The organism is Flavobacterium ajazii, from assembly GCF_010614725.1.
GTDB classification, from domain to species: domain Bacteria; phylum Bacteroidota; class Bacteroidia; order Flavobacteriales; family Flavobacteriaceae; genus Flavobacterium; species Flavobacterium ajazii.
Genome location: NZ_JAAEHL010000018.1, coordinates 38,554 through 52,087, shown reverse-complemented (window position 1 = coordinate 52,087; position 13,534 = coordinate 38,554). Strand labels below are relative to the sequence as shown.

The following is a 13,534-nucleotide window of genomic DNA, read 5'->3' as shown; positions in this document are numbered from 1 at the left end:
TTTTTCCCCTTTTATAAAAACTAAGATTAGCCTTTCTAGGTGAGATTAAAAATAGATGTCAGGCTGAGCAGAGTCGAAGCCTGATTCAGTTAAAAAATCTTCGACGAAGTTTATCCTGAACAAAGCCGAATGAGCTCAGGATGATATGATAAAATGTAAGGATCAAAGAGGGATTAAGGATGTTGAAGACAGTTAATTAAAAAGGAACTTCAAGTGCAGACAAAATTTCTTTGATTGAAAAATGAGCGCCGCAGACAAATTCATCCGCAGCTCCATAATATATTGTTAGTTTATCGCCTTCTACAACGTGGCCATTAGTAAAAACCACATATCCGAAAAAACCGCTAAGTTCATAATTTTCCAGAGGTATCATGATAGGTTCAAGAGTTCTTGCAATTACTTTGGAAGGATTTTTTAAATCCATTAAAAAAGCACCCAGGCAATATTGATGTTCGGCATTTGCTCCATGATAAATTTCGAGCCAGCCTTTGTCTGTTTTAATCGGGGCAGCACCGGCACCAACTCTTGCGCTGTCCCAAAGGCCTTTTCTGGTTCCCAAAAGAAAATGATGGTTTCCCCAATGAATACCATCCGGAGATTCTGCAAGCCAGATATAATTGCCTCCGATCTGCGGACTTGATGGGCGATGCAAAGCATAAAATTTACCGTTGATTTTTTCTTCAAAAATGGCACAATCTTTATTATGCGGAGGAAATATCATCGATTTTGATTCAAAATGTTTCCAGTCTTTAGTTGTTCGAAGTCCAACACCCACGCCATTGGAAGAAACGGCAGTATAAGTAATATAATAAGTGTCTTCCAGTTTACTTACCCTGGCATCTTCAATACCGAATTGCTCCAGTATTCCTGAACCGAATAATGAGTCATAACCTTCGGGAGCATAAAAATGAATGCCATCGTCGCTGCATAAAAAGCCTCAAATGAGAAAGTGTAGTCAGATAGTCAAGTCCTTTATATTGAATTATTCGTGCATCTGTAGCAACGAGATCAGGATCATTTAGCGGAATTTCAATGATTTCAACTTTACCTAAATCATTAACTGACGGAAAGAAAATAATGCCTTCTTTTTGTGCAATACTTTCGGCAACCCTTACCAAAAGCCATGTTTTTTGTTCAAATAGAAATACACCGGGATTTAAAAGACTGATAATTTGTAAGTCAGGATTACTCGGCTGCAGGTCTTTAGGCATCAATAGCGGGTTTTCGGAAAATCTTCGTGCTAAGTCTTTCATAATTAATTAGTTGTTTTTTTAATTGTCGTAATATAATTAAAAGATTGAGTAATTAGGAATGATAACCATAAAGAAAGCATTTTTATGCACAGAATATTTTATATAATGATATTAGAATATTTATAAAATTTTCGTTTAAAAGGTTTCTTTAATATTTGACTTTTTAAAACTTTTTAATTCAAATAGTCTGATTTTCTGAATTTTATATTTAATTTTAAGGTACGGATCTAAAATTTTAATTTATGAAAAAAAGTATTTTAAAAGGTGTGTTGCTAGTAGGTATTTTAGCTTTTATGCTGGCTTGTAATAATAAACAGGAAGTGCAGGTAATTGATAAAGAGCAAATAAAAAAAGAAATTCAGGCTAAGGAAGATGAGTTTGCCGCAACCTACAATGAAGGTAAAATTAAAAACATTGGCTATTATGCAGATGATGCGGTGACTTATTATCCAAATGCTGAACCGCTGGTGGGCAAAGAGTCTATTTTGGAATTTCTGACAGCAGATTTAGCAGAGGGTTCTAAAAACAAGATATCTTTTAAAACAGGTGAAGTTTTTGTATCCAGTGATGGTGTTCAGGTTTTGGAAACAGGAACTTTTCAGGTAAAAGATTCAACGGATATACTTCTTAATAAAGGAAATTATATGAGTTTTTTTGAAAAAAGAGATGGCAAATATGTTTGTGTGAGAGATATGAGTGCTTCTGATATTGTAGCTAAATAAGGCATTTTTTAAATAATAATGGAGGCTGTCTTTTTAGACAGCCTCATGAAAAAAGTTTTTAGCGTCTTCTTCCGCCTCCAAAACCTCCGCCGCCGCCTGTGCGTCCTCCAAAACCACCTGCATGTCCTGAAGAAAAATTTGATGATCTGGATGGTGTATTAAAAGAGCGATTCGAGGTCCCTGTAGAGGGACGGGTTGAAGTAGACGAACCTCTTGATCCAGATCCAAACTGGCGGTCTGATGTTCCTGCCGAAGGGCGGGTAGATGAAGAACTTCTGTTGGTATGGCGATCTGAAGTTCCGGCAGATGGGCGTGTTGAATTATTTCTGGTGGTATTATAACTTCCGTTGGCTCTGTTGTTAGAAACAGTATTTGATCGGTTTCTCTCACTATTATAATGATTAATTTGATTTCGGTTGTTAATGATCACAGTATTGTTTCCACCGTGATAGTGACCTCCGTAATAACCACCATGATAATACCAATTATTATGACGATAAATACCTACTGCCATTATGGTAAAAGCTGCAAAATAAGGAGGATAAAAACCATAATAATAAGGAGGGTAATACGGAACGTAGGCAGGAGAATAGACGTATTGTACGATTGGCTGGGTCTCGACAACAACGGTAGTTGTAGCGGGAACATTAACTGTAACAGGGTTTGAACCTGTATAAGCAGGATTTGCAGTTACAGAAGGAGTATCCTTAGTAGCTGGCTCAATAACATAATCTTTTCCGTAAAGATCTTCGTCACCTACAATCTGTAGCGAAACCTTTCCGTTTTTATCCTTATTAACTAATATTACTGCTACATCCTGTGTTTCTTTTTTATTGACATTGACCTGAAGAATAAAAGTAAAAGCGTTACCATCTTTTTTTGTGACTACCTTTATAAAGTCAGCTTTTTTATCAAGATTCAAATCCAGATTATTAATGCCTGTTTCTTTCAGGTTTAAGTTTTTTTCGAATTCTTCGATAGTTTTAGATTTTTGAAAAAGGGATAATACAGCATAAAGATCCAGATTGTCCCCGGGCAAACCTAATGCGGGTGTATCTTCTTCTGTTTGGGAAAATACAGGCTGATTGAATAAACTTATTATAACTACTAAAAAAGGCAAAAAGATTTTTTTCATGGTATAATAATTTAAGATTACTATGCAAGTTAGTGAATATCAATGGTATAAAAAAAGTATTTTTCGTATCTTTCAGTTTGTTATCTTAGTAATTGGATTGTCTTTTTATAAAGTATATTCTTTCTTGGTAGCATTCAATAGTTTTTCTTAGTTTTTTAAATTCATAGATTTTATCTATGAAAGTAGATTGATATAATATAGATGCTTGATGAAGACTCTTTGTTTAGTTTGTAAATTCGTAATTCCGTTAAATAATAAAAATCAAAAAAATAAATTATGGAAAATCAATCAAATGACATTAGTAAATGCCCTTTTCATAATGGCAGCATGGACAAAGCAGCAGCTTCAGGAACAAAAAATCGTGACTGGTGGCCAAATCAGCTGAAAGTAAATATCCTGAGACAGAATTCTTCTTTATCGGATCCGTTGGGTAATAATTTTAATTATGCCGAAGCTTTTAAAACTCTGGATCTTGAAGCTTTGAAAAAAGATTTACATGATCTGATGACGGACTCACAGGATTGGTGGCCGGCAGATTTTGGTCATTACGGAGGACTTTTCATAAGAATGGCATGGCATAGCGCAGGAACGTATCGTGTACATGACGGAAGGGGTGGTGCCGGTGCAGGACAACAGCGTTTTGCTCCTCTTAACAGCTGGCCTGACAATGTAGGCCTTGATAAAGCAAGAAGGCTTTTATGGCCAATCAAACAAAAATACGGACAAAAAATATCCTGGGCAGACCTTATGATATTAACCGGAAATGTCGCTTTGGAATCGATGGGGTTTAAGACTTTCGGTTTTGCAGGAGGACGTGCCGACGTTTGGGAACCGGATGAATCAGTTTATTGGGGGGCAGAAACAACATGGCTTGGAGGAGATGAACGTTACAATCATGGTTCAGAAGGCGTACCGGAAAATCATGGAGCGGTAGTTTCTGATGATAATGCAGATGGAGATATTCATAGTAGAAATTTAGAAAAGCCACTTGCTGCTGTGCAAATGGGACTTATATATGTAAATCCTGAAGGACCGGACGGTAATCCTGATCCTATTGCTGCTGCCAAAGATATTCGGGATACTTTTGGACGTATGGCAATGGATGATGAAGAAACGGTAGCCTTAATTGCCGGAGGACACACATTTGGAAAGACACACGGAGCAGCTCCTTCTGATCACGTGGATAAAGAACCGGAAGCTGCAGGTATAGAATTACAGGGATTTGGCTGGCAAAATAGTTTTGGTTCCGGTAAAGGTTCTGATGCTATAACGAGTGGATTGGAAGTGACCTGGACCAAAACGCCAACACAATGGAGTAATAATTTCTTCGAAAATTTATTTGCCTTTGAATGGGAATTGTCTAAAAGCCCGGGTGGAGCACACCAATGGGTAGCCAAAAATGCAGAACCGATTATTCCGGATGCTTTCGATAGTAGTAAAAAACATTTGCCAACGATGCTTACTACAGATTTGTCATTAAGACTTGATCCTGCTTACGAAAAAATATCCAGACGTTTTCTTGAAAATCCGGATGATTTTGCAGACGCTTTTGCACGTGCATGGTTTAAGCTGACGCATCGTGATATGGGACCTCGTGCCCGTTATTTGGGAGCAGATGTTCCTCAGGAAGTATTGTTGTGGCAGGATCCTCTTCCGGAAGTAAACCATCCTTTGGTTGATGCCAACGACATTGCTCAGTTAAAAGAAAAAGTACTAAATTCAGGTTTAACAGTTTCACAGCTGGTGTCAACAGCATGGGCATCTGCTTCTACTTTTAGGGGATCAGATAAGCGAGGAGGTGCAAATGGGGCGCGTATAAGCCTGGCTCCGCAAAAAGACTGGCAGGTCAATAATCCGGCTCAGCTTAAAGTGGTTTTGGATAAACTTGAAACCATTCAGACAGAATTTAATGCACAGGGAAGTGGTAAAAAAGTTTCATTGGCAGATTTAATTGTTTTGGCAGGAAATGCAGGAGTTGAGAAAGCAGCAAAAGATGCCGGACATTCAGTAAGTGTGCCATTTTCTGCAGGACGTACTGATGCTTCTTCAGAGCAGACAGATGTTGAATCATTTGGTTATCTTGAACCAAGGGTAGATGGTTTCCGTAATTACCGAAGAACAAAATCATCAGTTTCGACAGAAGAACTCCTTATTGATAAAGCTAATTTACTGACCCTTACAGCACCCGAACTTACTGTGCTTTTAGGTGGATTACGTGTATTGGATATCAATACTGACGGAAGTAAAAATGGGGTATTTACAAATCGTCCTGGCCAGCTTACCAATGATTTCTTTGTGAATTTATTAGATATGAATACGCAATGGAAGGCTTTGTCTGATGATAAGGAACTTTATGCAGGAAACGACCGTAATTCAGGTCAGCCAAAATGGATTGGAACACGTGCAGATCTTGTTTTCGGTTCTAATTCTGAATTAAGAGCTGTAGCTGAAGTTTATGCAGGAAGTGACGCTCAGGAAAAATTTATAACTGATTTTGTTTCCGTATGGAATAAAGTAATGAACTTAGACAGATTTGATCTGATTTAGTAAATTAATTATAGAAAGAAATTTATTTGAGGAGCCAGTTTATGGCTCCTCTGTTTTTTTATGAAGGCTTGTATTTTTAAAAAGAAATATTTGCTTTTCGGATTTTATACGGCTGTCTCAGATTTTATTTTCTGAATTATTTCTAAAGTCCTTTTTTCAAAAGTCTGCTCATTGACAGGTATGACAACCGATTGAAATAACTTCATCAAATCTTCCGAATGGTTTGCTGTTTTTTGTGTTTGAAGGTTAAAAGCAATAAATTTTATCCACAGAATTGCTTTTAATTTGGTTTCGTTTTCATCCCACATTTTCATTTCAACCAGGAGTGTGTTTTCAGAATACTGAATCAGTTGCGATTCGATTAAGACCGTTTCCATTGTAAAAGCAGGTTTGATATAACTTATCTGATTAGAACTTACTACCCAGCTAAGACCAGTTTTTTTCATGTATTGAAAAACATCAAGATCATAATGTTCCGCAATTTGGTCTTCACGGGTATTTAGAAAATACTCCAGATATTTTGAGTTGTTTAAATGATTAAAAGGATCGCAGTCCTGGAATCTGATTTTTCTTTTGGTTTTAAGTATTCTTTCCATTGTTAAATATATTGCTCAGATACCGATCGGTATATGAAGGGTTAAATTTTTTTCTTTTTAACTTTTAACTTTTTTAAAGCTTTCTATTATAGTCGAATCAATGAAGTCCATAGCATTGATAATGAATTCCGGGTCATTATGAATAAAAGCAAGCAGCGAGCTTCCTTCGATTTGAGATAAAATTATTTTGGCATTTTTAAGCGCATCAGTATCAGAGAGAATTTCATTATTTAAGATTCCTTCCTGAATAATATTGGTTAAACCTGATGTGAATCTCGCAGATAAATTTTGCGCAGCTTCAAACAATAACGGATTGTTAAACTTAGTATCAACACTCACACGAAGCATTGGACAGCCTCCTCTGTCCTTAACTAAATCATAGTAAGCTCGTTGGTAATTGGTGATGGCATATAACTTGTTCAGGCAGCCTTCTGTTGCAGCAATGAGTTTAAACAAAGGTGTTATCGCAAGGCTAACATTCAGCTGAAAAGCTTTTAATGCCAAATCTTCTTTATTCGAAAAATTACAATAAATGGCTCCTTTTGTAAGTCCGGTCGCATTTGTAATGTCACTCAGACTCGTTCCGATATAACCTTGTCGGTTAAAAATGGGGGCAACTTTATCCAGAATATATTCAGAAGTGTTCATAGAAATCTTTTCAGGTATGAATAATACAGAACAAATATAATGATAAATACCGATCGGTATTTGATTAATGCCAATTATTTTTAAACAGTTTTTAAATTTTGTTTCTTCCTAATTTTGAACCTTTATTTTTCCAAAGTAAATAGTTCATTAGAATGCCGTTGGCTAAAATTGATCGAAAATACCATTTTTAAAAGATCAAAAGTGTAAAATTGCAAGCTGAAACATCATTTGTAATTTAAGGCATCTGTGTCATCCTGAGCGAAGTCGAAGGCTTATGAATTCTAAAGTGCTTCGTTTTCGCCTGACAATTAATTTAATTTTGCTCTAAATGCAAACCAGACTCTTAATTCAAATGAGTTATTTGATTCCGATATTCCCCCGGAGTAAGGCTTACAATCTGTTTGAATATTTTTGAAAAGTGAGGCAGGTTAGAGAATCCCGTATCCAAAGCAATTTCTAAAAAAGTTTTATTGGTGGTCGCAATTAGGTATTGCGCTCTTTCGATCTTTTTTTCATGAATATAGTTTAAGGGTCTTTGTCCGGTATGAAGCATGAATTGTTTTGAAAAATAATCCTGATTTTGATTTACTCTTTTAGCTAATTGTGAGACCGTAATGTTTTTGTCTAAATTAATCTGCACATAACTCATCGTATCAAGTATTTTAGAAGATGAAATTTTCGGTTGGTTGGTTTTAAAGTCCTTTGTGCTTAGAAACCGAGAAATTAGCTGAAGGATAATTCCTTGATTTTCAAATTTAAGATTTGGTTTCATGGCATCATTTAACGCCCTGTATTCTTTATAATAGGCCTCTCTTTCATATACTTTTGGGTTATCCGACCGGTTAATTCCTCTTCCCGGATTAATTTGAAGCATCTTTTTGATAAGGATTATATCAATTTCAGATGCAGGCAGTTTCATTACGCTTCTGCTATTGTTGAATAAAGAAATTCCGTCAGCAGATTCTTCAAAGAACTGAATAAAATACTGGCTCAAATACTCATCACAGTTCAAATTACAGATTGTAAAACTCGGAATGAGGTATAAATACCCCGGTTCTAAAGTCAATTGACCGAAACTGTCAGAAATAAAGCCAATTCCTTCATCAATATAATATAAGCGATAGTAAGGACTAATAACATTATAGTAATTCCAGTTGTCATTGAGTTTTACATAATCAATGTGTAATAATGAAAAGGAATATTTAAAGATATTTTTTGACATTATAATTTATAAAATCGTTTTTGAGTAATAAAAAATCGTTTTTAGATAAAAGTATATATCTTATGCGTGCTACATTTGTGTTAATTATAGTTGTAAAAAATAATCAATAATCAAATTTATTGATAAAATATATATGATAATAAAAATTTATGAATTTGTTTCTTTATTGAAATGAATGAATCATGAAAGTGATAAAATCGGAAATATATAATTTATCATCAACAAACCATATAAAGATGAACAGAAGAAATGCTTTAAAATTAGGTATGTCTGCCTTAGCCGGAGTTTATTTATCCCCATTGTTGAGTCAGACACGTATATTTAGTGATATTCCACCTGTAATTGATGGACCTTTTCAGCCTACTTGGGATTCGTTGGAAAAATATCAGGTACCAGACTGGTTTCGGGATGCTAAATTTGGAATGTGGGCACATTGGGGGCCTCAGTGTGAACCTGAAGCAGGAGATTGGTATGGTAGAGGAATGTATGAAGAAGGTTCAAGGCAATATAAATTTCATGTCGAAAAATACGGTCATCCTTCAAAATTTGGATTTAAAGATGTAATTAATATCTGGAAAGCAGACAACTGGAATCCTGAAGAACTGGTTAATTTGTATAAAGCTGCCGGAGCTAAATATTTTATGGCAATGGCAAATCATCACGACAATTTAGATTTGTACGACAGCAAGTTTCAGCCCAACTGGAATTCAACTAAAATAGGTCCTAAAAAAGACATTATTGCCGGCTGGGAAAAAGCAGCCCGTAAGGCGAATTTGCCTTTTGCGGTAAGCGTTCATGCTGCACATGCCTGGAACTGGTTTGATACTGCTCAGGGGGCAGATAAAAACGGTCCTTTAGCAGGAGTTCCTTATGATGGTAATCTGACTAAGGCAGACGGAAAAGGAACCTGGTGGGAAGGTCTGGATCCTCAGGAGCTGTATGCGCAAAATCATTCTTTAAGTGCAAAACCCTCTGATAAATCATCTGTTCACAGTCAATGGGATTGGGCAGATGGAGCTTCAATACCGTCATCTGCTTATTCTGAAAAATTTCATGACAGAACAATTGATCTGATCGAAAAGTACAATCCGGATATGATTTATTTTGACGATACTGCTTTGCCGTTATGGCCTGTTAGTGATGCAGGTTTACGAATAGCAGCACATTTGTACAATAAAAGTTTAAAGAAAAACAAAACAGTTCAGGCAGTTATTACAGGCAAAATATTAACGGAGCAGCAACGAAAAGCTATAGTTTGGGATATCGAAAAAGGTCAAAGTAATGAAATTGAACCTTTGCCATGGCAAACCGATACTTGCATTGGAAACTGGCATTATGACAGGGGAGTTTATAACAACAAACGTTATAAATCTGCTAAAACAGTTATTCATACACTAATAGATGTGGTGAGTAAAAACGGAAATTTGATGCTTAATATTCCGGTAAGAGGTGATGGAAGCATAGACGAATTAGAGCGTGCTATTGTAACAGAAATTGGTGTTTGGATGAAAGTCAACAGCGAGAGCATTTATGGTACACGACCATGGAAGATATTTGGTGAAGGTCCGCAGCAGGCAAGTACCGGAGCATTAAAAGCACAGGGGTTTAACGAAGGAAAAGGAAAACCATATACATCAGAGGATATTCGTTTTGTTCAAAAAGATAAAAAGCTTTATGCTACCGTAATGGCCTGGCCGGAAAACGGTTCTGTTTTGATTAAAAGTTTAGGAAAGGAAGCTGGTTATTATACGAAAAGCATAAAACGAGTAAAATTGGTGAGTACAGGAGAAAAGCTTCAGTTTACCCAACATAATAATGGTTTAGAAGTTCGGTTCCCAAATCAAAAACCGGAGGCTTCTTTTGCGAATGCATTAGAGATTATTTCATAAATAGTCAATTTCGAATATGAATGAAAATAATGAATAATGAAAAATATCTGCTTAATATTTCTGCTTCTTTCCTGCGTATTTGAAATTGATGCTCAGGAAATTTTGTCACCAAATAAAAAAATTAAGGTAATTGTTACTTTAAAAAAAGAATCAGTTGATGCCTTGTTTGGAAAAGTATATTTTAAAATTTTGTATAAAAACAAATTAGAATATACGGAAGTATTACCCAATTCGCCAATGGGAATTCTAAGGGAAGATCAGCAGTTTACGGATAACCTGAAATTTGTAAATGAATCTAAAGTTAGAGAGGTGAACCAAAAATATGAAATGATTTCAGGCAAACGAAAAGTATGCGCAAATTTAGGTAATGAGAAGGTTTTTCAATATGTGAATTCAAATAAGAAACCTTTGAATGTTGTTTTTAGGGTCTATAATGATGGTGTGGCATTTCGTTATGAATTCATCGACAAAACAAATTCATTAGTGAATATTATTGATGAAACCACAACTTATGTTTTTCCTTCTGGTACAAATCGTTGGTTACAGGAATACACAGAGTCGTATGAAGATTTTTTTCCTTTTTCAGAGAATGGCAAAGCAAATAGCAAAAAGCAGGAATGGGGCTTTCCAGCCTTATTCAAATCAAATAATAATCCTGCCTGGATGTTGATTTCTGAAGCAGATATTACAGAAAATAATTGCGCTGCTAAATTGAGTAATTTGAAGAATCCGAATGAGTATAAAGTAACTTATGCTTCGCCAAGAGATAATTTTAAACAAACAGGAGTTAAAACAAATTTGCCATGGAATTCACAATGGCATACTATAATGATTGGTAAATTGTCTGATGTTGTCGAATCGACTTTAATTACGGATGTTAGTGAACCAAATCAGTTAAAAGAAACTAACTGGATAAAACCAGGGGCAGTTTCCTGGAATTACTGGGCTAATAATCACGGATCCAAAGATTATAAAAAGGTAGCTGAATATACCGATTTAGCTGTAGCAATGAAATGGCCTTATACTTTAATTGACTGGGAATGGGATGTGATGAATAACGGCGGAAATTTAGTTGATGCTGTAAATTATGCAAAAAATAAAGGTATTAAGCCTATGATGTGGTATAATTCAGGAACATCCTGGCTTGAGCCAACTCCCGTTGATCATTTATTAACATCCGAAAAGAGAGAGAAAGAATTTAGCTGGCTTAATAAAATTGGTGTATACGGAATTAAAGTTGATTTTTTTGCCGGTGACCAGCAGGACATGATGAAATATTACATAGATATTTTAAAAGATGCTGCCCGATATAATTTAATGGTAAATTTTCATGGAGCAACAGTTCCCCGAGGCTGGTCCAGAACGTATCCCAACCTGATGACAACTGAAGCGGTGTACGGAGCAGAATGGTATAATAATAAACCAACACTTACCACTAAGGCCGCTGCGCATAATGCAACGCTCCCTTTTACCCGTAACGTAATTGGCTCAATGGATTACACTCCGGTAACTTTTTCAGATTCTCAGCATCCTCATATTACATCTTATGCGCATGAACTTGCCTTATCGGTTGTTTTTGAATCGGGTTTTCAGCATTTTGCCGACACGCCAAAAGCTTATAATGATTTGCCTTTAGAACCTAAAGAATTTCTGAAAAATGTCCCTGTGAGCTGGGATGATACCAAACTTGTCGATGGTTATCCGGGAGAGCGTGTTATCATTGCCAGAAAAAAAGGAAAACTATGGTATTTAGGAGGTCTTAATGGCAAAGATCAATCGCAGACATTAAAAATTAACTTCGATTTTCTCGGTAAAGGTGTTTTTAAATTAAAGCTAATTAAAGATGGAGAAAAAGATACATCATTTACTGTTGAAACCAAAAAAGTAAAAAGAGGAGATTTGCTGAACATTGAATGTCTCGCCAGAGGCGGGTTTACAGCTGTTCTGGAAAAATAAATCTATATTAAAGTAATTTATGAGTGCAAAAAGACTATGCTATGCCTGTGACTTAATTGATAATACAGAGTTGATAGAAATGTATAAAAATTATCATGCTAAGAATAATATTAGACCTGAAATAACAAAAAGTATTAAAGATTCAGGAATTACAGACATGGAAATTTACATCCTCGCCAACCGCTTATTTATGATTATGGAAGTAGATGAAACCTTTAGTCCTGAACGCAAATTAATGATGGATGCTGCCAATCCAAACGTTCAGGAATGGGAAGAATTGATGTGGAAATTTCAGCAGGCACCTCCGGGAGCTAAAGAAGGAGAAAAATGGCTGCCCATGGAGCAGATTTATAAATTAGTATAGCAAGAACCCGTTTAGTCAAATTGTTTTTGATTGTAAATTTTCGTCAGTTCGAGTGATTTTCGTTAGAAATAGTATCGAGAACAAGAAAATTTATCATCAAAGCAGTTATGAATACATTTTTTGCTTCATTTTATTACGCAAAAAACACTCGAACTGACCTTTTTGATAATTTCACCCAACAGGTATAAATTTCAATAAATCAAAAACAAATTATTAAAAAGACTTAATTCCCTGTATAAGTACTTTTTCTAAATCTCTCTGGAGAAACACCGGTTTTTGTTTTAAAAATTTTAGAAAAATAGGATGCTGATTCAAATCCCAGTTCAAAAGTTATTTCCTTTACCGTTTTTTTTGTTGTACTGAGCATTAGTTTTGCCTTGTCAATTTTAAGCTGTAATAAATATTGGTTTGGTGCCAGGCCGGTATATTGTTTAAATGACTTCCGAAAAGAAGAATAACCCATATTCATTTCGCTGCTTAGTTCAGTAATTGAAACACTACTGTAAATATGATTTCTAATTTTTTGTACTGCTTCTTTCATTAAATCATTGTCTTTAGAATTTAATCTAATTGATTTCTGTTTATTAAGAGAATAAATTGTGCCTATTAAATGCAGTAAAGCACCGGAAACCTGTGGTTGATAACCGGTAAATTCGTTTTTTATCTGCTCGATAATTTCTATATAAAGTGATTGTATCTGTTCCTGAAAACCAACATTCAGAATTGGATTTTCTTTAGATAAAAAGCTTTTTTTTAAAAGCCTGCGGGCAAGTTTTCCGTTGAATCCGATCCAGTATTCTTCCCAGCCCGTTCCTTCGACAGGTTTAAATCTATGCCATTCGTAGGGGAATAAGAATAAAATACTTCCGGCTTCTATTTTTACAGTTCCTGCTGATGCAGATTCAAAAAGACCACATCCTGAAGAAATATACACAACCTGAAACTCATCTAATATTCGTCCTGTTTCCCAGCTGAAATAATGATCAGACGGATGCTCTTGTGAAGGATAATCTACTTCTGCATTGATTTTGCCATAACCGGCATTCAATACATTGATGCCCCAGCTGCTGAAGTCTTTATTAACGGGTAAATATTTAAAATAATTGTTCATATTCTTTTATCAAAAACTACATCTAATATATCATTTTGTTATTTAATGAAGACAGCCGTCCTAAATATATTTGCAAAACAGAGAGCATTTT

General features: G+C 35.5%; 12 protein-coding genes. 5 read left to right on the top strand and 7 right to left on the bottom strand.

The window, feature by feature from the left end; translation table 11 throughout:
- Window positions 1-196 precede the first annotated feature (196 nt).
- Entirely contained in the window at window positions 197-805 is a 609-nt protein-coding gene (locus GWR14_RS23980; protein ID WP_246236381.1) for a glycoside hydrolase family 130 protein, read from the bottom strand.
- A gap of 79 nt (window positions 806-884) precedes the next feature.
- A complete protein-coding gene (locus GWR14_RS23975) occupies window positions 885-1,253 on the bottom strand; it encodes a glycoside hydrolase family protein (protein WP_246236378.1) in 369 nt (122 codons plus the stop codon).
- A 242-nt stretch (window positions 1,254-1,495) separates the two neighbouring features.
- Here GWR14_RS23975 and GWR14_RS23105 point away from each other — a divergent pair, with 242 nt between their 5' ends.
- Entirely contained in the window at window positions 1,496-1,975 is a 480-nt protein-coding gene (locus GWR14_RS23105; protein ID WP_163411509.1) for a YybH family protein, read from the top strand.
- A gap of 58 nt (window positions 1,976-2,033) precedes the next feature.
- On the opposite strand, the gene GWR14_RS23100 is transcribed toward GWR14_RS23105, so the two are convergent.
- Window positions 2,034-3,110, bottom strand: coding sequence for a hypothetical protein (locus GWR14_RS23100; RefSeq protein WP_163411508.1), 1,077 nt, complete (start codon window positions 3,108-3,110; stop codon window positions 2,034-2,036).
- 276 nt (window positions 3,111-3,386) lie between these two features.
- On the opposite strand from GWR14_RS23100, the gene katG reads away from it, so the two are divergent.
- Window positions 3,387-5,657 (top strand): catalase/peroxidase HPI, encoded by a 2,271-nt coding sequence (gene katG / locus GWR14_RS23095; RefSeq protein ID WP_163411507.1) that lies wholly within the window; start codon window positions 3,387-3,389, stop codon window positions 5,655-5,657.
- A gap of 104 nt (window positions 5,658-5,761) precedes the next feature.
- Here the strand turns inward: katG and GWR14_RS23090 are convergent, their stop codons facing one another.
- The 3 genes from GWR14_RS23090 to GWR14_RS23080 form a co-directional block, all read right to left on the bottom strand.
- Window positions 5,762-6,253 carry an acyl-CoA thioesterase gene (locus tag GWR14_RS23090; RefSeq protein WP_163411506.1) on the bottom strand — a complete coding sequence of 164 codons (492 nt, stop codon included), beginning with the start codon at window positions 6,251-6,253 and terminating at the stop codon, window positions 5,762-5,764.
- A 57-nt stretch (window positions 6,254-6,310) separates the two neighbouring features.
- A complete protein-coding gene (locus GWR14_RS23085; protein WP_163411505.1) occupies window positions 6,311-6,901 on the bottom strand; it encodes a TetR/AcrR family transcriptional regulator in 591 nt (196 codons plus the stop codon).
- A gap of 343 nt (window positions 6,902-7,244) precedes the next feature.
- Window positions 7,245-8,123: an AraC family transcriptional regulator gene (locus tag GWR14_RS23080; RefSeq protein WP_163411504.1), complete on the bottom strand. Its 879-nt coding sequence runs from the start codon at window positions 8,121-8,123 to the stop codon at window positions 7,245-7,247.
- A gap of 236 nt (window positions 8,124-8,359) precedes the next feature.
- On the opposite strand from GWR14_RS23080, the gene GWR14_RS23075 reads away from it, so the two are divergent.
- From GWR14_RS23075 to GWR14_RS23065, 3 genes are read left to right on the top strand one after another with little or no spacing between them, the layout of a single operon-like run.
- Window positions 8,360-10,012 carry an alpha-L-fucosidase gene (locus GWR14_RS23075; RefSeq protein ID WP_163411503.1) on the top strand — a complete coding sequence of 551 codons (1,653 nt, stop codon included), beginning with the start codon at window positions 8,360-8,362 and terminating at the stop codon, window positions 10,010-10,012.
- 36 nt (window positions 10,013-10,048) lie between these two features.
- Window positions 10,049-11,968: a glycoside hydrolase family 97 protein gene (locus tag GWR14_RS23070; RefSeq protein ID WP_163411502.1), complete on the top strand. Its 1,920-nt coding sequence runs from the start codon at window positions 10,049-10,051 to the stop codon at window positions 11,966-11,968.
- A 19-nt stretch (window positions 11,969-11,987) separates the two neighbouring features.
- Window positions 11,988-12,332, top strand: a complete 345-nt coding sequence (locus GWR14_RS23065; protein ID WP_163411501.1) for an L-rhamnose mutarotase — start codon at window positions 11,988-11,990, stop codon at window positions 12,330-12,332.
- 223 nt (window positions 12,333-12,555) lie between these two features.
- Here the strand turns inward: GWR14_RS23065 and GWR14_RS23060 are convergent, their stop codons facing one another.
- A complete protein-coding gene (locus GWR14_RS23060; RefSeq protein ID WP_163411500.1) occupies window positions 12,556-13,443 on the bottom strand; it encodes an AraC family transcriptional regulator in 888 nt (295 codons plus the stop codon).
- Between the last annotated feature and the right edge of the window lie 91 nt (window positions 13,444-13,534).